This window comes from Microbacterium sp. MEC084, assembly GCF_004514465.2.
Taxonomy (GTDB): domain Bacteria; phylum Actinomycetota; class Actinomycetes; order Actinomycetales; family Microbacteriaceae; genus Microbacterium.
This window is the reverse complement of the sequence record NZ_MYFP02000005.1, coordinates 175,964-197,278: the sequence shown is the minus strand read 5'-3', so window position 1 is coordinate 197,278 and position 21,315 is coordinate 175,964. Positions and strand designations below refer to the sequence as shown.

Annotated in this window: 22 protein-coding genes and 2 pseudogenes; 21 read left to right on the top strand and 3 right to left on the bottom strand. The window is 71.3% G+C overall.

Annotated features, from left to right (window positions below; all coding sequences use genetic code 11):
* From B5M43_RS07595 to B5M43_RS07550, 11 genes and pseudogenes are all read left to right on the top strand, one after another.
* A pseudogene (locus B5M43_RS07595) lies at nt 1–461 on the top strand (IS3 family transposase); the annotation flags it as partial.
* Between the two features lie 263 nt (nt 462–724).
* Complete coding sequence (locus tag B5M43_RS07590) at nt 725–1,639, top strand: zinc metalloprotease HtpX (RefSeq protein ID WP_134747190.1); 915 nt, start codon at nt 725–727, stop codon at nt 1,637–1,639.
* Nucleotides 1,636–2,106 (top strand): general stress protein, encoded by a 471-nt coding sequence (locus B5M43_RS07585; protein ID WP_134747193.1) that lies wholly within the window; start codon nt 1,636–1,638, stop codon nt 2,104–2,106. Before B5M43_RS07590 ends, B5M43_RS07585 begins: the two co-directional genes overlap by 4 nt.
* Nucleotides 2,107–2,175: 69 nt before the next feature.
* A complete protein-coding gene (locus B5M43_RS07580) occupies nt 2,176–2,550 on the top strand; it encodes an Hsp20/alpha crystallin family protein (RefSeq protein ID WP_205829557.1) in 375 nt (124 codons plus the stop codon).
* A gap of 100 nt (nt 2,551–2,650) precedes the next feature.
* Nucleotides 2,651–3,199 (top strand): annotated as a pseudogene (locus tag B5M43_RS15435) (redoxin domain-containing protein); the annotation flags it as partial.
* Nucleotides 3,200–3,278: 79 nt separating this feature from the next.
* The gene (locus tag B5M43_RS07575; RefSeq protein ID WP_230667777.1) at nt 3,279–3,578 is read left to right on the top strand and encodes a glutaredoxin domain-containing protein; all 300 of its coding nucleotides are present in this window, start codon (nt 3,279–3,281) and stop codon (nt 3,576–3,578) included.
* A 26-nt stretch (nt 3,579–3,604) separates the two neighbouring features.
* Nucleotides 3,605–4,015, top strand: coding sequence for a thioredoxin (gene trxA, locus B5M43_RS07570; protein ID WP_230667775.1), 411 nt, complete (start codon nt 3,605–3,607; stop codon nt 4,013–4,015).
* A gap of 299 nt (nt 4,016–4,314) precedes the next feature.
* Nucleotides 4,315–4,803 carry a group I intron-associated PD-(D/E)XK endonuclease gene (locus B5M43_RS07565; RefSeq protein ID WP_055991528.1) on the top strand — a complete coding sequence of 163 codons (489 nt, stop codon included), beginning with the start codon at nt 4,315–4,317 and terminating at the stop codon, nt 4,801–4,803.
* A 93-nt stretch (nt 4,804–4,896) separates the two neighbouring features.
* Nucleotides 4,897–6,654, top strand: coding sequence for a bifunctional UDP-sugar hydrolase/5'-nucleotidase (locus B5M43_RS07560; RefSeq protein WP_134747197.1), 1,758 nt, complete (start codon nt 4,897–4,899; stop codon nt 6,652–6,654).
* A gap of 161 nt (nt 6,655–6,815) precedes the next feature.
* A complete protein-coding gene (locus B5M43_RS07555) occupies nt 6,816–7,520 on the top strand; it encodes a hypothetical protein (protein ID WP_134746086.1) in 705 nt (234 codons plus the stop codon).
* Between the two features lie 64 nt (nt 7,521–7,584).
* The gene (locus B5M43_RS07550) at nt 7,585–8,229 is read left to right on the top strand and encodes a UdgX family uracil-DNA binding protein (protein WP_134746087.1); all 645 of its coding nucleotides are present in this window, start codon (nt 7,585–7,587) and stop codon (nt 8,227–8,229) included.
* Between the two features lie 12 nt (nt 8,230–8,241).
* Here the strand turns inward: B5M43_RS07550 and B5M43_RS07545 are convergent, their stop codons facing one another.
* Nucleotides 8,242–8,523, bottom strand: a complete 282-nt coding sequence (locus B5M43_RS07545) for a VOC family protein (protein WP_230667773.1) — start codon at nt 8,521–8,523, stop codon at nt 8,242–8,244.
* 367 nt (nt 8,524–8,890) lie between these two features.
* Between B5M43_RS07545 and B5M43_RS07540 the strand changes: the two genes are divergently transcribed.
* From B5M43_RS07540 to mmsB, 3 genes are read left to right on the top strand one after another with little or no spacing between them, the layout of a single operon-like run.
* Nucleotides 8,891–10,390 carry a CoA-acylating methylmalonate-semialdehyde dehydrogenase gene (locus tag B5M43_RS07540; protein WP_055991543.1) on the top strand — a complete coding sequence of 500 codons (1,500 nt, stop codon included), beginning with the start codon at nt 8,891–8,893 and terminating at the stop codon, nt 10,388–10,390.
* Between the two features lie 12 nt (nt 10,391–10,402).
* On the top strand, nt 10,403–11,554 hold the full coding sequence (locus B5M43_RS07535) for an acyl-CoA dehydrogenase family protein (protein WP_055991546.1): 1,152 nt from the start codon (nt 10,403–10,405) through the stop codon (nt 11,552–11,554).
* 49 nt (nt 11,555–11,603) lie between these two features.
* The gene (mmsB, locus tag B5M43_RS07530) at nt 11,604–12,521 is read left to right on the top strand and encodes a 3-hydroxyisobutyrate dehydrogenase (RefSeq protein ID WP_134746088.1); all 918 of its coding nucleotides are present in this window, start codon (nt 11,604–11,606) and stop codon (nt 12,519–12,521) included.
* 19 nt (nt 12,522–12,540) lie between these two features.
* Here mmsB and B5M43_RS07525 read toward each other — a convergent pair whose 3' ends face one another.
* Entirely contained in the window at nt 12,541–13,077 is a 537-nt protein-coding gene (locus tag B5M43_RS07525) for a MarR family winged helix-turn-helix transcriptional regulator (protein WP_055991550.1), read from the bottom strand.
* A 99-nt stretch (nt 13,078–13,176) separates the two neighbouring features.
* Between B5M43_RS07525 and B5M43_RS07520 the strand changes: the two genes are divergently transcribed.
* The 6 genes from B5M43_RS07520 (at nt 13,177) to B5M43_RS07495 (ending at nt 19,591) form a co-directional block, all read left to right on the top strand.
* Nucleotides 13,177–13,953, top strand: a complete 777-nt coding sequence (locus B5M43_RS07520) for an electron transfer flavoprotein subunit beta/FixA family protein (protein WP_055991976.1) — start codon at nt 13,177–13,179, stop codon at nt 13,951–13,953.
* A 10-nt stretch (nt 13,954–13,963) separates the two neighbouring features.
* Nucleotides 13,964–14,947, top strand: coding sequence for an electron transfer flavoprotein subunit alpha/FixB family protein (locus B5M43_RS07515; RefSeq protein WP_230667769.1), 984 nt, complete (start codon nt 13,964–13,966; stop codon nt 14,945–14,947).
* Nucleotides 14,948–16,315: a cytochrome b/b6 domain-containing protein gene (locus tag B5M43_RS07510; protein WP_134746090.1), complete on the top strand. Its 1,368-nt coding sequence runs from the start codon at nt 14,948–14,950 to the stop codon at nt 16,313–16,315.
* 44 nt (nt 16,316–16,359) lie between these two features.
* A complete protein-coding gene (locus tag B5M43_RS07505) occupies nt 16,360–17,124 on the top strand; it encodes an SDR family NAD(P)-dependent oxidoreductase (protein WP_134746091.1) in 765 nt (254 codons plus the stop codon).
* 213 nt (nt 17,125–17,337) lie between these two features.
* On the top strand, nt 17,338–18,648 hold the full coding sequence (locus B5M43_RS07500; protein WP_167626788.1) for an HNH endonuclease signature motif containing protein: 1,311 nt from the start codon (nt 17,338–17,340) through the stop codon (nt 18,646–18,648).
* A gap of 118 nt (nt 18,649–18,766) precedes the next feature.
* Nucleotides 18,767–19,591, top strand: a complete 825-nt coding sequence (locus B5M43_RS07495; RefSeq protein ID WP_134746093.1) for a hypothetical protein — start codon at nt 18,767–18,769, stop codon at nt 19,589–19,591.
* 73 nt (nt 19,592–19,664) lie between these two features.
* Here B5M43_RS07495 and B5M43_RS07490 read toward each other — a convergent pair whose 3' ends face one another.
* Nucleotides 19,665–20,723, bottom strand: a complete 1,059-nt coding sequence (locus B5M43_RS07490) for a Glu/Leu/Phe/Val dehydrogenase dimerization domain-containing protein (RefSeq protein WP_230667767.1) — start codon at nt 20,721–20,723, stop codon at nt 19,665–19,667.
* Nucleotides 20,724–20,963: 240 nt separating this feature from the next.
* Between B5M43_RS07490 and B5M43_RS07485 the strand changes: the two genes are divergently transcribed.
* Nucleotides 20,964–21,311, top strand: coding sequence for a hypothetical protein (locus B5M43_RS07485; RefSeq protein ID WP_134746095.1), 348 nt, complete (start codon nt 20,964–20,966; stop codon nt 21,309–21,311).
* Nucleotides 21,312–21,315: the final 4 nt, after the last annotated feature.

The window sequence follows — 21,315 nt, the reverse complement described above, 5'->3', positions numbered from 1 at the left end:
TCCGTGCGGACGCACCGAACCGGCTCTGGCTCACCGACATCACGGAGCATTGGACGAGCGAAGGCAAGCTTTACTGCTGCGCGATCAAGGACGTGTTCTCGAACCGCATCGTCGGCTACTCGATCAGCGACCGGATGACCTCGAAGCTCGCCGTCGACGCCGTCCGAAACGCCGTCGCCCGCCGCGGTGAGGTCGCCGGCTGCATCCTGCACGCCGATAGGGGCAGCCAGTTTCGCAGCCGCGCGATGGCCCGCGAGTTACGCCGTCACGACATGGTCGGATCGATGGGACGAGTCGGCGCCGCCGGCGACAACGCGGCCATGGAGAGCTTCTGGTCCCTGCTTCAAACGAACGTTCTCAACCAGCAGCGGTGGGCCACCCGGCAGGAACTGCGCCTCGCGATCGTCGTCTGGATCGAGCGGAAGTATCACCGCCAACGAGCACAGGACACCCTCGGACGCAGTGGCGGCGTAACTCACGCTGCTGTGCCGGGAGCGTCCGGTCTCGTTTCCGGCGGATCAGTCGGCAGCTCAAGCGCCGCGCACTGTCGACGTCGGTGCTCGCCGGCGTGCTGATAGCGGCAGTGTTCTGGTTAGTGGCTGGGGCACCCCTTGAGCTGGGTTAGACCGCTCGCATGTTGACGAGCGTCTTTGCCCCGCCGCGGCCTTTGCCGTAAAGTTGATAGAAATCGGCGCAAGTTTAGAAGCGGAGGGAGTTGTGTTCGATGCGTCGTTTCCGAAACGGGCTAAAGACGGCCGTCCTGCTCGGTCTGCTCACGGGCATCATCCTTGTTGCCGGTTACGGGCTGGGCGGATCTGAGGGTCTGCTCGTCGCCACCTTGGGATCGCTCGCCATGAACGGCGCAGCGTACTTCTGGTCCGACCGCATGGCTCTCGCCACGATGCGCGCCCGACCAATCACCGCCCGTGAGGCTCCCGTATCGATGGTTCGCCAGCTGGCGACCGCGGCCGGAGCGCCGATGCCTCGTGTCTTCGTCAGCCCGCTGGCACAGCCAAACGCCTTCGCCACGGGGCGCAACCCGGAGCATGCGGCGGTCTGCGTCACCGACGGCATCCTGCGACTGCTGACTCCACGCGAGCTGCGCGCCGTCCTCGCACACGAGATGTCGCACGTCACCAACCGCGACATCCTCATCTCCAGCGTCGCGGCCGGCCTCGCGGGAATCATCACATCCCTCGCGCAGTTCGCCCTCTTCCTTCCCTTCGGATCCGATGACGACGATGCGCCGAACCCGCTGGGAGCTCTCCTGATGCTCATCCTTGCGCCGCTGGCCGCGACGCTGATCCAGCTGTCGATCAGCCGCACGCGCGAGTTCGAGGCCGACGCCGACGGCGCCCGTCTCTCCGGTGACCCGCTCGCTCTGGCATCCGCCCTCCAGAAGATCGAGGCGGGCGTCCGGGCGGTTCGCCTCCCAGGGGCGGCGCCGGCCGGCTCCACGACCGCGCACCTCATGATCGCCAATCCCCTGTCCGGCGGCGCCACGAGCAGCCTGTTCCGCACACATCCGCCCACGACGGAACGAGTTCAGAGGCTGCTCTCGATGGCCGATGAGGCGACCAGTCGCCGTCGACTCACCCCGTACCACCCCGAGCACATTCTGTTAAAGGAGACAGCATGACGAACTCACCCATTTCGACACCCGCCCGTGAACTCCTCGCACGCTACGACGACTACGCGTCTGCGCAGGCCGCGGTCGATCGGCTCTCCGACGCGGAGTTCCCCGTCGAAGAGGTTTCAATCATTGGCTGGAACGTGCGCATCGAGGAGCAGGTGACCGGGCGCATGACACTGGCCCGCGCCGCCGGCTACGGCGCCGCCTCCGGTGCCTGGTTCGGTCTGCTCATCGGCCTCATTCTCGGCATCTTCGCCCCCGTCCTCTTCTTGCTGTGGCTGCTGATCGCCGCGACCGGCCTCGGCGCGCTCTGGGGCGCCCTCTTCGGGCTCGTCGGACATGCCCTATGGCGCGGCAAGCGGGACTTCTCGTCCGTGAAGAACCTCGCGGCCGAGCACTGGGACGTTATGGTCAACCCCGCGCACCTCGACCGAGCGCGCACACTGCTCTCGACGACACAGCCACAGCATTAACGTCTGCCGACACCCCCGCTTTCATGCGGAGTCGGCCAAGGAGCTGGAGAAGGCGACGTCTACGCAGACTTGGAGACTTTTCTCCAGCTCGGGAATAACGACGCATGCGCGTGCGTCACCGAGGCGGGACTGCTGACAGTCCGGGCTCATCGAGACACCTCGCGAGAGGACCGCGGTGAGCGCTGGCTGGTCCGTGAGCGCGGTTCGGCGAGCGTGGTGCGGCAGCTTGCACTTGGCGACGAGGTCGATCTTGATGCTATTGCCGCCGACTACCGGGACGGAGTGCTGAGAGTCACACTGCCGGTGAGATCCGACGCGCTCCCGCGCAAGGTCGCGGTCGCCGTCGAATCGTCGTCACCCGCATCGCGGGCTACCGAGTCCACGCCGGCGGAGCAGGAGGCTGCGGACCCAAAAGCCGATCCCGCGCATTCGGTCGCTTCCTGACCGGGCGGCTTCCCGGGGCCCGAAAGGGTCCCGGGCGCCGAAAGCACGGGAACGTCCCCGTTCGGGTGATCCGTCCACTGCAGAAGGCGGGGGTGGCGTGATGGACGCTTTCGACGTGCTGGAGTCCGCGACGGTCATCGAGACCGCGCAGGTGCCGGAAACATCGGATGACCTCGCCGCCGTCCGGGACATGTTCAAGAGCGCGCCCCCGATGGACGGACCACGCGTGACGACCGGGCTGGAGCCAGGAACGCCGGCACCGGACTTCGCACTCCCCGCGGCGGACGGCACGATCGTGCGGTTGTCGGAGATGCGCGGAACGCCGGTGGCGGTGGTGTTCTACCCGCTGGACTGGAGTCCGGGATGCAGCGTGCAGCTGGAACTGTACCAGCAGGAGCACAATGAGTTCGCCTCGCGCGGCATCCGGCTACTGGGCATCTCGGTGGACTCGATCTACAGTCACGGCGCGTGGGCGGCGGTGCGCGGCATCCGCTACCCACTTCTCAGTGACTTCCAGCCCCGAGGTGAGACGGCCCGCGCGTACAACGTCTGGCGCAACGCCGACGGGCACAGCGAACGCGCCCTCTACCTGATCGACGCCGAGGGCATCATCCGCTGGGCTCACGTGTCCGAACGGCTCAAGGAGCTCCCTGACTTCGACGAGTTCGTGGCCGCTCTCGACCTCGTCGCAGCCGGGGACCATGACAAGACGACGAGGAGGTGCAGCGATGACGATCTGGGATGTCACCCCTGCCCGCGCCGTGCCGCGGACGCGGGCTGTGCCGGTCGCGATCTACGGCAACCGATGGTGTGGGATCACCCAGCTGATCCGGCGCGCCTTGGACCGGGCGGCCATCGACTACGACTACGTGGACCTCGACGAGCATCCGTCCGTGCATGCACGCCTGGCGGCACTGACCGGTGGCCGGCTGCGCACCCCGGTCGTGCACATCGACGGCGAGTGGCTCATGGAGCCCAGCCTCCGCCAGGTGCAGGCCGTGCTCGCCCGTCACGGGGTGTGGCTGTGAACGTGGTGACGTGCCCGGGGTGCGCGGTGAAGAACCGCGTGCCCCCGGCACGCGCCGGGCGAGTCCGATGCGCGAAGTGCCACGCCGACCTGCCGTGGCTCGTGGAAGCGGACGACGACTCGTTCGACACGGTCGTCGGCGACGCTACCCTTCCCGTGCTCGTCGACGTGTGGGCGCCCTGGTGCGGGCCATGCCGCCAGATCGCGCCCGTCGTCGAGCAACTATCCCGCGACCTCGCCGGACGCCTCAAGATCGCCAAGGTCAACGCGGACACCTCGCCGCGCGTCTCCCAACGACACGGAATCTCCTCAATCCCCACCCTCCTGCTCTACCGCAACGGAAAAGAGGCAGACCGCATGATCGGCGCCGTCCCTGCCCCGCAACTGCGCACCTGGATCGAACGCTCACTCACCATGGACGGAACGCACCACCGGTGACGCATCTCCAGTCCGGTAGCAGACGTTCTATCGGACTGAGCAACAGCCGAGACGGCGTCGGTGGGGAGCGTATTCCGCCGGTGCGCCATGCGGTCGTGTCGGAGGCTGCTGGATACTCCGGGGGGGGGTGAGTATCTCCGCCAACATCACCCAGCTCCTCGCGCGGTCCCTGGGGCCGCGCGGGTCGCGCGGACTGGTCGGGTCGGCTCGGGGTCGACTACAGCCACTTCCGCGGTCGGCGGCGATGGGACGAACACGCCCTTCGTGCGGCGATATCGACCGGAGAGTCCTGGGACGACGTGGCTGAGAAGCTCGATGTCCAGGGGCCGGGCGCGGTAAGCGTGCTCAAGGGCCACGCGCTGCGTCTGCACATCGACATCGGGCACCTCGCGGAGCCGCCGGAAGGGCGCCGGAGGGTCAGGACGCCGGACACCGCACACCTGCGCAAGGCGGGGCCGTTGCTCGCCGCCGCGTGGTTCACGCTCTGCGGCGAGGATGTGTCGTGGCCTCTCGAGCCGTGTCGCTACGACCTGCTGGTGTCGGGAGCCGACGGCATCCGGCGCATCCAGGTGAAGACCACGACCGTCCGCGCCGGTGATTCGTGGAAGGCCTACCTCTCGACCACTCGGGGACAGCGGAGGCCGTACGATCCGGACGAGATCGACGAGTTCTTCGTGATCGATCCCGACATGACCTATTACCTGATCCCCGTCGCGTCGGTGGGAGGGCTCCACGCCATCCACCTCAGCGCGTACCAGGAGCACCGCCTGCCTCACCTGGGCAGTTGAGCCCGTGGCGTGTTCACATCGGCGTGACTCGGTGGCGTTAGCGTGCGGACAGGCCCCGCGATCGCGGGCCGTCGTCATGCTCGAAGGAGAACCGTGAAGCTTCACCTCGCGTCCGCGCTCGCGGCCGTGCTGGTCGCGACCGCCGCTGTGCCCGCCGCAGCCGCGCCCGAGGACCACACGCTCGACCTGACCCTGCTCGCCACCACCGACCTGCACGGCAACGTCGCGAACTGGGACTATTTCAACGACCGGCCCTACTCGGACCGGGCCGGGGACGCGATCGGGCTCGCGTCGGTCGCCTCCGTGGTCGACGCCGTCCGCGAGGAGCAGGGCGACGACAGCGTGATCGTGGTCGACAACGGCGACGCGATCCAGGGCACGCCGCTCAGCTACTACTACGCGGTGCAGGAGCCGGTCGAGGAGACCGGCGCCGTCCACCCCATGGCCGCCGCCTACGACGCGATCGGCTACGACGCGCAGGTCGTGGGCAACCACGAGTTCAACTACGGTCTCGACACGCTCGAGGCCTATGAGGGCGCGCTGGACTTCCCGCTCCTGGGCGCGAACGTCATTGACGTCGCGACGGGGGAGCCGGCCCTGAAGCCGTTCACGATCGTCGCCAAGCGCGTGCCGGGCGAGAAGCCGGTCAAGGTCGGCATCCTCGGACTCACGACGCCGGGGTCGGCCATCTGGGACAAGGGCAACGTCGAGGGCCGGCTGGAGTTCCAGGACATGGTCCAGGCCGCCCAGACCTGGGTCCCGCGGGTCAAGGAGGCGGGCGCCGACGTGGTCGTCGTGCTGTCGCACGCCGGCCTGGGCGCATCGTCGTACGACGAGTCCATCGCGGCGCCCGAGAACCCCTCCGACGTCATCGCCCGCACGGTGCCGGGCATCGACGTGATGGTGCTCGGACACACGCACCGCGATGCGCCGTCGCAGACGATCGTCAACGAGGTGACCGGCGAGGAGGTGCTGCTCACGCAGCCGTACCGCTGGGGATCCACGGTCTCGCGCGTCGAGCTCGACCTCAGCAAGGTGCGCGGCCAGTGGCAGGTCGACTCCGCGGAGGCGTCGGCCATCCGGACCAGGGACTACCCGCAGTCGCAGGAGATCCTCGACCTGGTCGCCGAGCAGCACGCGACCACGGTGGCGTACGTGAACCAGGTCGTCGCCCAGTCGACGCAGGAGCTGTCGGCCGTCACCTCGCGCTACGAGGACACGCCGATCATCGACTTCATCCAGCAGGTGCAGACCGACACGGTGGACGCGGCGCTCGAGGGCACGGCGTACGCCGAGCTGCCGGTGCTCTCGATCGCGGCGCCGTTCTCGCGCACCGCGGTGTTCCCAGCCGGCGACGTCTCCGTCAAGGACATCGCGTCGCTGTACATCTACGACAACACGCTCCACGCGGTGACGATGACTGGAGCGCAGATCGACGACTACCTCGAGTTCTCGAACAAGTACTTCGCCACCGTGCCGGCCGGCTCGACGTTCGACCCGGCGCGCGACACGGGCGCCGGCGGAACGCCCGACTACAACCTCGACATCATCGCGGGGCTGGACTACTCGGTGGACCTCTCGCAGCCCGTCGGCTCGCGGGTTGACGGCATCACGCTGGCCGACGGCACGCCCCTCGCGGACGACACCCAGGTGGTCGTGGCGGTCAACAACTACCGGCGCTCGGGCGGCGGCGGCTTCCCGCACATCGCCTCGGCTCCGCTCGTCTACGACGAGCAGAAGGAGATCCGCCAGCTGCTGATCGACTGGGCCCAGGCGAAGGGCACGATCGACCCGGCCGACTTCTGGCAGGACTCGTGGGAGCTCACCGTGGCGGGCACGCCGATCGGCTGATCCACGCCGCTGGAACGAGGGGCCCCGCCGCACGGCGGGGCCCCTCGTCGCGTCCGCTCGGGCGATCTTCGAAGACTGCCGCCATACCGTGATCGTCCGCCCGTTTCCGCCGCCGAGACGCGGGCGTAAGATGGCGCTCCCCGGGCGTCAGGAGGCGTCAGATGAGCACCACAAGGGGACCCCTTCGAACCGGATCGGCCGGCGGCGCGATCGCCGCGCTGGCCCTTCTGCTCTCCCTGGCGGCGTGCACCGGCGGCCCGCCGCAGCCGCCGCCGACCACGGGCTCGGCCGGGCCCACCGAGACCGCCTCGCCGCCCGGCTCCACCCCGGGCGAGAGCCCGCCCGCCACCACGCCGGGCTCGACACCCGACATGACGCCCCCGGCGACGGCCAGCCCTCCGCCCGAGACGCCGTGCCCCGACGCGGGCGGGACCGACCGGGTCGAGGACGGATTCCCGCAGCGGCTCTCGACCGTCGTGGGCGCCGAGATCCGGTCAGGGGCGCACGAGCCGTGCTTCGAGCGCGTGGTGATCGAGTTCTCCGGATCGGGCACGCTGCCGGGCTATCGCGTCGAGTACCGGGACGACCCGATCCTCGACGCGCCGCGGGGCGAGCCGGTCGACGTCGCCGGCGACGCGACGCTGGTCGTGTCGGCGGGCGCCTGGATGCCGGGCCCGGATGGCGCGGGTTACGACGGGCCGGCGCAGCTGCATCCCGACAACGTCTCGGTGATCCAGGAGCTCGAGCGGATCGAGAACTTCGAGAGCCAGACGTCGTGGGCGATCGGTCTCGACCGCGAGCGCGACTTCACGGTCACGACGCTCGAGGATCCGATGCGGCTGGTGGTCGACATCTCGCTCGACTGACCTCCGTCGTCCCGCTCTGTCAAGCGGATCGCCGTGCGGGGCGCGTCCGCGTCACCATGGGGCGATAGCGGCAGACGGCGAGGAGCGCCCCGGCGCGGAGCACTGGGTCCCGCACGGCGCGGACCTGCAGGAGCTGCGACGTGCGGCCGAGGGGTGCCGCGGGTGCGAGCTGTGGCGCGACGCGACGCAGGTGGTGTTCTCGTCGGGCCCGGATGCGGCGCAGATGATGCTGGTCGGCGAGCAGCCCGGCGACCGAGAGGATCTCGAGGGCGAGCCGTTCGTCGGCCCCGCGGGGCGGGTGCTGGACGAGGCGCTCGCCGCGGCGGGCGTCGCGGGCGACGCGGTCTACCGCACGAACGCCGTGAAGCACTTCCGCTTCGAGCGCCGCGGCAAGCGGCGGATCCACGAGAAGCCGTCGGTCGCGCACGTCACCGCGTGTCACGCGTGGCTCGAGGAGGAGATCGCGCTCGTGCGGCCCACGGTCATCGTCGCGCTCGGCGCGACGGCCGCGCGAGCGGTGCTCGGCAGGTCGGTGAGGATCGGCGAGGTCCGCGGCATGGTGATGGAATCGTCGGACCCCTCGGGCACACCGACCGTCGTGACCGCGCACCCGTCGAGCATCCTGCGCATCCGCGAGGACGCGGACCGCCGGGCCGCCCTCGCGCATCTCGTCGACGACCTGCGCAGGGCCGCGGAAGTGATCCGGTGAGCCGGCTCGACGTCAGCCGACGTCGCGGGGCGGGTTGTGCATGAACTCGATGCGGATGCCGTCGACGTCCTCCAGGAAGGAGGCGTAGTACCGGTCGGTGAATCGCGGGTACTCCTTGGGGTCGCGCACCGCGGTCCAGCCGGCGTCGAGCGCGATGCGGTGCAGCCGCTCGACCTCCGCGCGCGAGTCGACCGCGAACGCGAGGTGCTGGCAGCCGACCCGGCCGTGCACGTGCGGCCCGTGCCGGGCTCGCGCGCCGGCATCACGATGAACTCGGTCTCGCCCTCGCGCCACCACGACGCGGAGTTCTCGGCGTCGGACCTCTCGAAGCCGAGCGCCTGCAGGATCGGATCGAAGCGCGCGATCGCATGCGGGACGTCGTCGACGGTGATTCCGAGGTGATCGAAGACGGGCATGGGGTCAGTGTAGGGCGGGCGTGGGGTGGAGCCGGTGGCGGTTGGGTGCGCTCCGACTCCGCTCGCTGACGCTCGCTCCGCTGACGACCGGGGTGGGCTGGCGCTCGCTCCGCTCAACGACCGGCGACGTGAGTTCGCATACTGATGAATCCATCGCCGATCGAGTGCGATAATCTCTGGTCCCAGGTATTTGGACGGCGTACTATCTCCTTTGAAGGACAACGGATGTCCGACGGGAGACGGCGATGGTGCGAGAGCTCACCCACTTCATCGGCGGAGCGCACGTGCAGGGCACGTCCGGCCGCTTCGGCGACGTGTACGACCCGAGCACCGGCGAGGTGCAGGCGCGCGTCCCGCTCGCGAGCTCGGCGGAGGTCGCGGAGGCGATCGCGGTCGCCGAGGCCGCGCAGATCGAGTGGGGCGATCAGAACCCGCAGAAGCGCGCCCGCGTGCTCCTGAAGTTCCTCGACCTGGTCGCGAAGGACCTGCCGCATCTGGCCCGTCGGCTCTCGAGCGAGCACGGCAAGACGATCGCCGACTCGATGGGCGACATCCAGCGCGGCGTCGAGGTCATCGAGTTCGCCGCGGGCGCCCCGCACCTGCTGAAGGGGGAGTACACCACGGGGGCCGGTGCGGGCATCGACGTGTACTCCATGCGCCAGCCGCTCGGGGTCGTGGCCGGCATCACGCCGTTCAACTTCCCCGCTATGATCCCGCTCTGGAAGGCGGGCCCGGCGCTCGCCGCGGGGAACGCCTTCATCCTCAAGCCCAGCGAGCGCGACCCCTCGGTCCCGCTGCGGCTCGCCGAGCTGTTCCTGGAGGCGGGGCTGCCGGCCGGGGTGCTCAACGTGGTCAACGGCGACAAGGAGGCGGTCGACGCGATCGTGCGCGACACCCGGGTCAAGGCCGTGGGCTTCGTCGGCTCGACGCCGATCGCCCAGTACATCTACGCCACGGCCGCGGCGAACGGCAAGCGGGCGCAGTGCTTCGGCGGCGCCAAGAACCACCTCGTCGTGATGCCGGATGCCGACCTCGACCAGGTCGCGGACGCGCTCGTCGGCGCGGGATACGGGTCCGCGGGGGAGCGCTGCATGGCGATCTCGGTCGCCGTGCCGGTCGGCGCCGAGACCGCGGACGCGCTCGCCGCCAAGCTCGCCGAGCGGGTCGCGCACCTGCGCGTCGGCCCGGCGCTCGAGGAGGGCTTCGACTACGGCCCGCTGGTCACGGCCGAGGCGAAGGCCCGCGTCGAGCGCTACATCCAGCTCGGCGTCGAGCAGGGTGCCACGCTGCTCGCCGACGGCCGCGGGCTCGCCGTGCCCGGCCACGAGAACGGGTTCTACATCGGCCCGACGCTCTTCGATCACGTCACGCCCGACATGGACGTCTACCGCGACGAGATCTTCGGCCCGGTGCTGATCATCGTGCGGGCCGACACCTACGAGGACGCGCTGCGCCTGGCGAGCGAGAACCCCTACGGCAACGGCGTGTCGATCTTCACGCGCGACGGGGACGCGGCTCGGGACTTCAGCGCCCGCGTGAACATCGGCATGGTCGGCGTCAACGTCCCCATCCCCGTCCCGATCGCGTACCACACGTTCGGCGGCTGGAAGAGCTCGGGGTTCGGCGACCTGAACCAGCACGGGCCGGATGCGTTCCGGTTCTACACGAAGACCAAGACGGTCACCAGCCGGTGGCCGTCGGGGATCAAGGAAGGCGCGAGCTTCGTCATCCCGACGATGCACTGAGGGGACCGTGACATGAGCATGACGATGACCGACACCGAGGAGCGCCTGGCCCTCGTCGAGATGGTGCGGGAGTTCGCGGAGACCGCGCTGGCCCCCTACGCGGGGGAGTGGGATCTCGAGAAGCACTTCCCGGTCGAGACGCTGCGGCAGGCGGGGGAGCTGGGACTCGGCGGCATCTACGCCCGCGAGGACGTCGGCGGCTCCGGTCTCACGCGCCGCGACGCGCTGGCGATCTTCGAGGAGCTCGCCAAGGGCGACACGACGATCGCCGCGTACATCTCGATCCACAACATGGTGGTCTGGATGATCGACACGTTCGGCGACGAGGAGCAGCGCCGGCGCTGGGTCCCGCGGCTGGCCGCCATGGAGGATCTCGCGAGCTACTGCCTCACCGAGCCGGGCGCCGGATCCGACGCCGCCGCGATCACGACCTCCGCGCGGCGCGAGGGCGACGAGTACGTGCTCAACGGCACCAAGCAGTTCATCTCGGGCGCGGGCGCCTCGGCGGTGTACGTCGTGATGGCGCGCACGGGCGGACCCGGGCCGAAGGGGATCAGTGCGCTGATCGTCCCCGGCGACGCTCCCGGCCTCTCGTTCGGGCCGAACGAGCGGAAGATGGGCTGGAACGCGCAGCCGACGCGGCAGGTGATGTTCGACGACGTCCGGGTGCCGGCCTCGCACCTGCTCGGCGACGAGGGCACCGGCTTCCACATCGCCATGAAGGGCCTCAACGGCGGCCGCGTGAACATCGGCGCGTGCTCGCTCGGCGGCGCCCAGTGGGCGCTGGACCGCGCGGTGGCGCACGTGCAGCAGCGGCCCGCGTTCGGCGCTCCGCTGGCGGCGCTCGACTCGGTCGTGTTCACGCTCGCCGATATGGAGACCCGGCTGCAGGCCGCTCGGGCCCTGCTCGAGCGCGCGGCCGCGAAGATGGACGAGAACGCGCCGGATGTGGCGGTGGCGTGCGCGCTCGCGAAGCGCTTCGCGACCGACGCCGCGTTCGAGGCCGCCAATGCGGCCCTCCAGCTGCACGGCGGATACGGCTACCTCCACGACTACGGGATCGAGCGCGTGGTCCGGGACCTCCGCGTGCACCAGATCCTGGAGGGCGCCAACGAGATCATGAAGCTGATCGTCGGGCGCGACCTGCTCGAGAGGAAGCGCTGACCCGCACCTCGCAGACGGGGTGCCGAACCCAGGCGTCGAAGGAGACGACATGAGCATCATCGCGTTCATCGGCCTCGGCCACATGGGCGGCCCCATGGCCGCCAACCTCGTCCGCGCGGGGCGCGACGTGCGCGCCTTCGACCTCGTGCCCGAGCTCTGCGCGGCGGCGCGCGACGCCGGCGTCGCGATCGCGGAGTCGGGCGAGGCGGCCGCCGCCGAGGCGGACGTCGTCATCACGATGCTGCCCGAGGGTCGGCACGTGCTCGCCGCGTACGGAGACGGCACGGGCGACGGACTCCTCGCGACAGCGAGACCGGGCACGCTGTTCATCGACTCGTCCACCATCGCCGTCGACGACGCGCTGAAGGCCGCCTCGCGGGCCGTCGCGGCGGGTCATCGTGCGCTGGACGCGCCGGTGTCGGGCGGCGTGGTCGGTGCGGAGAACGCGACGCTCGCGTTCATGGTGGGCGGCGACGAGGCCGACTTCGTCGAGGCGAAGCCCATCCTCGAGCTGATGGGGCACCGGATCGTGCACTGCGGCCGCGCGGGGCTGGGTCAGGCGGCCAAGGTCTGCAACAACCTCATCCTCGGGATCTCGCAGATCGCCGTCGCCGAGGCTTTCGTGCTCGGCGAACGACTGGGGCTGTCCCACCAGGTGCTGTTCGACGTCGCCTCCAACGCGTCCGGGCAGTGCTGGGCGCTGACCACCAACTGCCCGGTGCCCGGACCCGTGCCGACAAGCCCCGCCAACCACGACTACCGCCCGGGGTTCGCCGGCGCGCTCATGGCGAAGGACCTCGGCCTCGCGGAGCAGGCGATCGCCCGCACCGGGGTGGATGCGCGCCTCGGGCTGCTCGCGAGGGAGATCTACCGGGAGTTCGCCGAGGGGCCGGGCGCCCAGCAGGACTTCTCGGCGATCATCAACACGATCCGGGCGCAGGCGGAGCCGGGAGCCTCGGGACGATGACGGGCCGGCGTCCGGCGGATCAGAGCGGCTCGGGCATCGGCCGCGGGTCGGTGAAGTCGCCCGCGCGCCGGCGCAGCCGCGCGATGATGTGCGCGAGCGAGCGCAGCTCGTCCGCGTCGAGCCCGATCTGCTCGAACACCTTCGCGTTGAGCGCGTGCGTCGCCCGCTCGGCGAGATCGCGTCCCTCGTCGGTGAGGGTCAGGATGGCCGCACGCCCGTCCTGCGGATGGGCCTCGCGCCGCAGCAGCCCGTCCTGCTCCAGGCGCCGCACGGTGTTCGTGACGCTCGCCGGATGCACCTGCAGGCGGGTCGTGGCGGAGGACATCGGCAGCCGGCCCTCCCGCGTGAACGCCAGCAGCCGCAGCATCTCGTACCGCGCGAAGGTCAGCCCGAACGGGCGCAGGGCGCCGTCCACCCGCGCGAGCATCAGCTGGTGCGCCCGCATGATCGACGTCACCGCCGCCATGCCGTCGGCGGCGTCCTCCCACTCGTGCGCGATCCACTGGCGCCGGGCCTCGGCGATCGGATCCACCGGCAGCGGTGAGTGCGGAGCCATCCGGTGCACCTCCCTGTCTCACGGTCACGTTATCGGGTGGACGCCGGCGTCCTCCGCGGCGCCGCGCGAGCGCCGGGCATCGACGGACGGGAGCCGCGGATGAGGATCGTGGTGCTCGCGAAGGAGGTGCCGGACACGGCGGGGGACCGGAGCCTGTCGCTGGAGACGGGTCTCGCGGAACGCGAGGCCGCGGCGCGGGTGCTCGACGAGATCTCCGAGCGCGCGATCGAGGTCGCCCTGCGGTACGCCGACGCCCATCCGGGGACCGAGGTGGTCCTCGTGTCGATGGCCCCCGCCACGGCCGCCGCCACGCTCCGGAAGGGACTCGCGATGGGCGCCACGTCGGCCCTGCTCGTGGCCGACGACGCGCTGCGCGGCGCCGACCTGTCCCTGACCGCCGAGGTGCTCGCCGCCGCCGTGCGCCGGGTCGGCTTCGACCTCGTGATCGCGGGCGACCGGTCGACGGACGGGTCGGGCGGGGTGCTGCCCGCGATGCTCGCGGAGCGCCTGGGCGTCGCGCACGCGACCTCGCTCGCCTCGGTGGAGATCGCGGAGGAGCGGGTCTCGGGGGCGCGCGCCGTGGAGGCGGGCGTCGCGCGCGTGACGGCCGCGCTGCCCGCGGTGATCTCGATCACCGAGGCGCTGCCCGACCCGCGGCTCGCGAGCATCAAGGGGATCATGGCCGCCAAGAAGAAGCCCTTCGAGACCGCGAGCCTCTCGGACCTCGACGTCGAAGCGGAGCGGATCGACGCCCCGCGGTCGATCATGATCGCGGTCGCCGAGCGGCCGGCGCGGGGCGCGGGGACGATCATCACGGACCAGGGGGATGCGGGCGAGCGCCTGGCGGAGTTCCTCGTCGAGAACCGGCTGGTGTGAGGTGGAGGACGTGGAGATCGCCGAGGACGCCATCCTGGTCGTGGTCGAGCTCGCTCCCGACGGCGAGCCGGCGGCCTCCGCGGCGGGGCTGCTGGGCGCCGCCGACGCCGTGGGAACGCCCGTCGCGCTCGTGGTCGCACCGGCGGAGCGGCATGGGGCGCTCGCCGCGGCCGTGGCCGCGCTCGGGGCCGAGACCGTGCTGCTCGCGGCGCCCACGGGAGATCCGGCGCTCCTGACCGTGCCGACAGTCGACGCGCTCGCTGCGGCGTACGCGCTGGTGCAGCCCGACGCGGTGCTGGTGTCGAACTCGGTGGAGGGGCGCGATGCCGCGGGCCGCTTCACGGCGCGCGCGGGGCTTGCGATCGCGGTCGACGCAGTCGGGGTCTCGCGGGACGAGCTCGGCATCGTGGCGCACCACTCGGTGTACGGCGGCGCGTACACCGTGGACTCCGCCGTCACCTTCGGCGCCCCGGTCATCACGCTCCGGCAGGGGGCGGTCGAGCATCGGGCGCAGCCGCGGCCCGTGACGTCGCGCGTGCTCGATGTCGAGTCGTCGGGCGCGCCCGCCGCCGTGGTCGAGTCCTTCGAGGCGACCTCCGGGGCGACGTCGCGCCCGGATCTGCGGGGCGCCGCGAGGGTCGTGGCGGGCGGGCGGGGGCTGGGATCCGAGGAGGGGTTCGCGCTCGTCGGCCGGCTCGCCGATGCGCTCGGCGCGGCAGTGGGCGCATCCCGTGCGGCGGTCGACGCGGGGTACGTCCCCGCCGCGCACCAGGTCGGGCAGACGGGCGTCTCGGTCTCGCCCCAGCTGTATGTCGCCCTCGGCATCAGCGGCGCCGTCCAGCACCGCGTCGGCATGCAGACCGCGAAGACGATCGTCGCGATCAACAAGGACGCCGCCGCGCCGATCTTCGAGATCGCCGACTTCGGGGTCGTGGGCGACGTGTTCACCGTCGTGCCGCAGCTGATCGCCGCCCTCGAGGCACGGAGGCCCTGAGTGGCGACCTACGGCACGACGATCCGCCGCGGCCTGCCGCGCGTCCCGGGCGGCGAGCCGTGGCCGCCCGGTCCGGAGGGGGCGGCGCCGGCGCTCGCCGCGGAGCCCGAGCCGACCGCCGGGAAGCCGGAACGCGGGGAGCGCGGTCGGGTCGAGGCTCAGCCGGAACCGGCACCCGTCGAGGTCGGGCGGGCCGGCGAGGACCCCGGCCCGGCGATCACGGCGTCCCGACCCGTGCGACGCGGCCTGCCGCGCGTGCCGGGCGGCGAGCCGTGGCCGTCCGCGGCGTTCGCCGCGCGCGTGGCCGAGCGCCTCGCGGGGGCGGGTGCCGACCGGGCGAGCGGCCGGGAGGCGCCCGCGCCGCGATCGTCCACGGTCCCCGTGCGGCCGGTGCCCGATGCGGCATCGAGCCCGGGGCGCGCGGTCGCGCCGACGCGGCGCCCCAGCGCGGCGCCCGAGCCCGAGCGGATCGGGCCGTACACGCGGGGGCAGTGGGTGGGCGCCGCGCTCCTCACCGCCGGCGCCCTGGTGTACGCCGCCGCGATGGTCGTGCTCCTGACCCGCTGGATCGTGTCGCTCGACGGAGTGCGCGCGTTCATCGCCGCGTATCCGGGGGCCTATCCGCTCCCGGCGGGCGCCCCGGTGGGCATCCCCGCCTGGCTCGGCTGGCAGCACTTCTTCAACGTGTTCCTGCTCGTGCTCATCATCCGCAGCGGGTGGCAGGTGCGCACCGAGCGGCGCCCGCCGGCGTACTGGGCGCCGCGCGCCAAGCCGAGGGGCCGGATCAGCCTCTCGCTGTGGTTCCACCAGTCGCTCGACCTGCTGTGGCTCGTGAACGGCGCGATCTACGTCATCCTGCTGTTCGCGACGGGCCAGTGGATGAGGATCGTCCCGACCTCGTGGGACGTCTTCCCGCACGCGCTGAGCGCGCTGCTGCAGTACGCCGCGCTCGACTGGCCCACCGAGAACGGATGGGTGCACTACAACGCCCTGCAGCAGCTGTCGTACTTCGGCGTCGTGTTCGTCGCGGCGCCGCTCGCGGCGATCACGGGGTTCCGCATGTCGAACCTCTGGCCCGCACGGGCGAAGACGTTGAACCGGATCCTCCCCGTGGAATGGGCGCGCGCGGTGCACTTCCCCGTGATGATCGTGTTCGTGCTGTTCATCGCCGTGCACGTGACGCTCGTCCTCGCCACGGGAGCGCTGAGGAACCTGAACCACATGTACGCCGCGAAGGACGTCGTCGACTGGACGGGCTTCTGGATCTTCGGCGCGTCGATGCTCGCGATCGTCGCGGCGTGGGTCGCGGCGCGTCCGCTCGTTCTCGCGCCCGTCGCCCGGCTGTTCGGCACGGTGTCGGGACGATAGACCGCGAGACGTCGGGTACGGATACGAGACACGGAGGAGAGCGAATGCACATCGAGGGAGCCAGCGCGCTGGTCACGGGGGCCGCGTCGGGCCTGGGGGAGGCGACCGCACGGGCGCTCGCACGCCACGGCGTCGACGTGATCGGGGTCGACCTGCCGTCCGCCGTCGAGCGTGCCGGGTCCGCGCCGGACCGCGAGGCCGGCGTGCGGCTCGTCGCGGCAGACGTGACGGACGAGGAGCAGGTCCGAGCCGCCGTGGGGGTCGCAGCGCCGGGATCGCTCCGCGTCGTCGTCAACTGCGCCGGCATCGCGCCCGCGCGGCGGATCGTCTCCTCGCGGGGAGCGCACGACCTCGAGACCTTCCGGCGCGCGATCGAGGTCAACCTGGTCGGAACCTTCAACGTGATGCGGCTCGCGGCCGAGGCCATGGCGCAGAACGAGCCGGACGAGCAGGGGCAGCGCGGCCTCGTCGTCAACACCGCGTCGGTCGCCGCGTTCGAGGGCCAGATCGGCCAGATCGCCTACGCGGCCTCGAAGGGCGGCGTCGCGGCCATGACCATCGCCGCCGCGCGCGACCTCGCGCAGCACGGCATCCGCGTGAACACGATCGCCCCCGGCATCGTCGACACACCGATGCTCGCGTCGCTCGGCGAGGAAGTGAACGCCTCGCTCGCCGCCACCGTGCCGTTCCCGCACCGCCTCGGCCGCCCGGAGGAGTTCGCGCGGCTGGTCCTGTCGATCGCCGAGCTTGACTACCTCAACGGCGAGACCATCCGCCTCGACGGCGCCCTCCGCATGGCCCCGCGCTGAGCGGAGGCGTGCCAGCGCCGGCGTGACCCTGCGGTCGTCGAGCGGAGGCGCGCCGGCGCCGGAGTCGAAACGTGTCCAAACCGTCCCTGCAGACCGGCCCACAGCTCGTCCACAGGATGCCCTCAAGACGAGTTCTCCACAGATCTCGTTTGAACCCCTGATCTGCCCTTTCCAACCCGTCGAATGTCGGTGGCCCCGGGAAGAATCAGGGGCATGACGACGGAGCCGCACTCGACCGGGTGGACCACCACCCTCGGCGAACTGGCGCGCACGTCCGAGCTGGTGGACGACTTCCTCGCGCAGGAGCGGGCGATCGCGCAGGCGAAGGCGCGGCAGGCGCGGATCCTCGCCGAAGCCCGCGCGATCGCCGAGTCGCAGATGCGCCGCGCCGGCACGGGTTCGGAGTTCGAGCACCCGGTGCGATCGATCGCGGCCGAGTTGGGCGTCGCGGCGCGGATCTCGGACCGGTCCATCCGGCTCCGCATGGAGTGGGCGGTGGATCTCGTGGACGGGTTCCCGGCCACGTTCGCCCTGTTCGAGGAGGGGCGCATCTCGGAGGGTCACGTCCGAGCGATCCTGGACGCCGGCAGCCGTCTCGAGGATGACGACTCCCGCGCCGAGTTCGAGCAGATCATCCTGCCCCGCGCGGTGAAGCTCACCGCCGGGCAGCTCGGGTCCGTCGCACGGAAGCTCGCCGATGACATCGAGCCGCTGCCACTGGAGGAGCGGCACGAGGAGGCCATGGCCGACCGCTCCGTCCGCGTGGCTCCGCTCCCGGACGGGATGGGGGAGTTGACCTACGTCGGTCCCGCGGTCACTGTGTACGCGATGCACGACCGGGTGACGCAGATGGCGCGCACGATCCACCGCACCAAGACGGAGGGCGACGACCGGACGTTGGATCAGATCCGGGCGGACGTGTTCGCCGAGATCGCCCTCGCCGGGTTGCCCACCGCGGAGCTGATCGACCAGCACGGTGGCGACGCCCTGACGCAGATCAAGGCGACCGTGCAGGTCACCGTGCCGTGGCAGTCACTGACCGGCGTCGGCGACGAGTCGGCGTTCCTCGCCGGTTACGGGCCCATCCCCGCGGAGGCCGCGCGCCGCCTGGCCGGGGAGGCCGCCAAGTGGACGCGCCTGTTCACCGACCCCGACACCGGGTGCTTGAAGACCGTCGACACCTACACGCCCACGAAGGCGCAGCGAAGGTTCCTGATCGCCCGGGACGAGCACTGCCGCTTCCCCGGCTGCCGGCAGCCGGCGGTCCGGTGCGAGGACGACCACACCATCCCGTACTCCCACGGTGGCCCGACAGACGTCCGCAACCTCGCCAACCTGTGCCGGGCCCACCACGTCCTGAAACACAACTCGAATTGGGACTTCCGACACGGACCCGGCGGGGTGATGGAGGTCATCAGCCCGACCGGCCGGATAGTCAAGCACAAACCCACCCCGGTCGTGAGGTTCGAGGCATCCGCCGAGATCGCCCGCGCCGACTTCGGCGCCGACCCGCCCCCGTTCTGACGCTTCCCGCTCACCGGCGTATACCGCGTGGACCGCGCGAGCGCAATGCCCTGTCCGCCGTGCGAAGCGGTGCGTTCACTGGGATCACCGCAGGGTGAATCCCGAAAGGAGCATCGTCATGAGCACTCCCACCGATCCGGACCGGACGACCCCGGAGGACCCGCGCCGCGCGCCCGAGCACGGCCGTCACGTTCCCGGCGACGGCGACGCAGGCTACGGCAGCGACGAGCCGACGCGCTCGTACGACGTGGCCCCGGGCGACGACCGGACCCGCGCGCACGACGTCGACGACTCGCGTGACCGCCGCGTCGACGACAGGCGGGACGACGGCGTCGTCCACCATGACGCGGCTCCCGCGACCGGCGTGGCCGGGGTGCCGGGCCGCGAGGTGCGCGAGGAGGTCGTGGCACGCGAGAAGGAGGAGTTCGGCGGCATGAAGTTCGGCTCGGCCTTCTTCGGCTGGCTGTGCGCCATGGGCATGACGGTCCTGCTCACGGCGCTCGTCGCCGGGACCGGGGCCGCGCTGGGCCTCGGCGCACAGGTCGACCCCGAGCAGGCCGCGGAGGAGAACGCCGGCACGATCGGGATCGTCGGCGCGATCATCGTGCTGGTCATCCTGTTCATCGCGTACTACTGCGGCGGCTACGTGGCCGGGCGGATGTCGCGCTTCAGCGGAGCCAAGCAGGGCGTCGCCGTCTGGCTCTGGGCGATCATCATCGCCGTCGTGGTCGCGATCATCACGGCGATCGCGGGCGCGCAGTGGAACATCCTCGCCGAGGTCAACACCTTCCCGCGCCTGCCCTTCAACGAGGGCGAGCTGACCACGCTCGGCGTCATCACCGCGGTGGGCGCGCTGCTGGTGAGCCTGGGAGGCGCCGTTCTCGGCGGCGTCGCGGGCATGCGGTTCCACCGCAAGGTCGACAAGGTCGGCTTCGGGCGCTGACCCGGCACTCCGGCCCAGACGCGAAGGCCCGCCGATCCGGCGGGCCTTCGTCGTGCCCGCGGGCGTCGCGCCGTCAGACGTGCACGTCGGTCCGTGCGCGTGCGAGCCGCTCGGCGACGATGCGGCTGGCGGCCTCGACCGTCGTGGCGCCCTCGCGCTCGGCGACGTCGAACACCGACCGCAGCGTGTCGGCGATCCCGTCGAGGCGCGCGTCGAGCCGGGCCCGCGGCAGATCGACCGGGGCGTCGAGGAAGATCACGCCGCCCGCGTTCACCAGGAAGTCGGGGGCGTAGACGATCCCGCGCGCGGCGAGCTGCTCGGCGCCGTCCGGGCGCAGCAGCTGGTTGTTCGCGGGTCCGACCACGGCCCGGGCGGCCAGTTCCTCGATGACGGTCGGGGACAACATGCCGCCGACGCCGGCGGGGATGAACACGTCGGCCTCGACGCGGTGGGCCTCGGCCGGCTCGACCCACGCGGCGCCCAGGCGCTCGGCGAGCTCCCGGCGCTCGGGGTTGACGTCGCACACGGTCAGGACCGCGCCCTCGGCGGCGAGCTGCTCGGCGAGGCTCGAGCCGACATGGCCCAGCCCGGCGATCGTCATCCGGCGGCCGGCGACGGCGCCGCTGCCGTCCATGCGCCGCAGCGTCTCGCGGATCGCCGCGTACACGCCGTGCGCGGTGTGCCTCGCGGGGTCGCCGTGGCCACCGGTCTCGGGCGGCAGGCCCACGACGTGGGCGGTCTGCTCGGCGACGACGGCCATGTCGGCCGACGTGACGCCCACGTCCTCGGCCGTCCGGTAGCGGCCGCCCAGCTGCTCGACCAGGTCGCCCAGGTCGAGGAAGGCGGCGCGCCGGCGCTCGTCCTCGAGGCGCTCGTCGATCGGCAGATGGATGACGGCCTTGCCGCCGCCGGCGTCCAGCCCGGCGAGCGCGTTCTTGAAGGTCATGCCCTGCGACAGACGCAGGGCGTCGTCGACCGCGTCCTGCCACGACGGGTAGTTCCAGACTCGGCAGCCGCCCAGGGCGGGGCCGAGCACGGTGCTGTGCACCGCGACCGCGATGACCAGGCCGGATCGGCGGCCGGTGACCACGCTCAGGTGCTCGTGCTCGAAGGGGGTGGTGATCTCAGACACGATGGTTCCGTTCTCTCGGGTGCGGCTTGTGGCCGCTATGGAGATTCCACGCCCATCGCGCAGGGGCATCAAGGCCCCGCGCGGATTCTGATCATCCTGCTCGTCCACAGGCCGATCCCGGTGGCGCGGACGCGCAGGATGCGCCGCCATCCGGCGCTCGTCAAGGCGGGTGCCTCGAGCGTCCCTCGCCGGTAGACCGGAACGCACGAGGACAGACGTACAGGACGAGGGAGGAGCGACGTGACCGTCAAGCTGAACGAGAGCGCGCTGCGTCACGCGAAGAAGCTCGTGCGCGACGGGCGCGTGGTGCACGACGAGCGCGACGACTGGAGCGAGCACGCGCTGCCCGCGAAGAAGGAGACGGCGTGGCGCGAGGAGCACGGCTGGGACGAGTACGCCCGGTGGCACCTCGGCATCGACACGGATGAGAACGAGGAGACCAAGGCGCACTACTCGTTCCCCTTCGGGGATTACGAGAAGGTGCACCGCTGCGCCGTCATCTCGCTCGAGTCCCGGGCCGCGCAGTACGACCACGACGAGATCGCGGCCGCGGCGAAGGAGCTGCTGGAGCTGATCGACGCCGAGTGACTGC

Coding starts and splice junctions, on each gene's coding strand:
- B5M43_RS07590 (WP_134747190.1), top strand. CDS start 725: ATGCGTCGTTTCCGAAACGGGCTAAAGACGGCCGTCCTGCTCGGTCTG.
- B5M43_RS07585 (WP_134747193.1), top strand. CDS start 1,636: ATGACGAACTCACCCATTTCGACACCCGCCCGTGAACTCCTCGCACGC.
- B5M43_RS07575 (WP_230667777.1), top strand. CDS start 3,279: ATGACGATCTGGGATGTCACCCCTGCCCGCGCCGTGCCGCGGACGCGG.
- B5M43_RS07555 (WP_134746086.1), top strand. CDS start 6,816: ATGAGCACCACAAGGGGACCCCTTCGAACCGGATCGGCCGGCGGCGCG.
- B5M43_RS07540 (WP_055991543.1), top strand. CDS start 8,891: ATGGTGCGAGAGCTCACCCACTTCATCGGCGGAGCGCACGTGCAGGGC.
- B5M43_RS07535 (WP_055991546.1), top strand. CDS start 10,403: ATGAGCATGACGATGACCGACACCGAGGAGCGCCTGGCCCTCGTCGAG.
- mmsB (WP_134746088.1), top strand. CDS start 11,604: ATGAGCATCATCGCGTTCATCGGCCTCGGCCACATGGGCGGCCCCATG.
- B5M43_RS07525 (WP_055991550.1), bottom strand. CDS start 13,077: ATGGCTCCGCACTCACCGCTGCCGGTGGATCCGATCGCCGAGGCCCGG.
- B5M43_RS07520 (WP_055991976.1), top strand. CDS start 13,177: ATGAGGATCGTGGTGCTCGCGAAGGAGGTGCCGGACACGGCGGGGGAC.
- B5M43_RS07505 (WP_134746091.1), top strand. CDS start 16,360: ATGCACATCGAGGGAGCCAGCGCGCTGGTCACGGGGGCCGCGTCGGGC.
- B5M43_RS07500 (WP_167626788.1), top strand. CDS start 17,338: ATGACGACGGAGCCGCACTCGACCGGGTGGACCACCACCCTCGGCGAA.
- B5M43_RS07495 (WP_134746093.1), top strand. CDS start 18,767: ATGAGCACTCCCACCGATCCGGACCGGACGACCCCGGAGGACCCGCGC.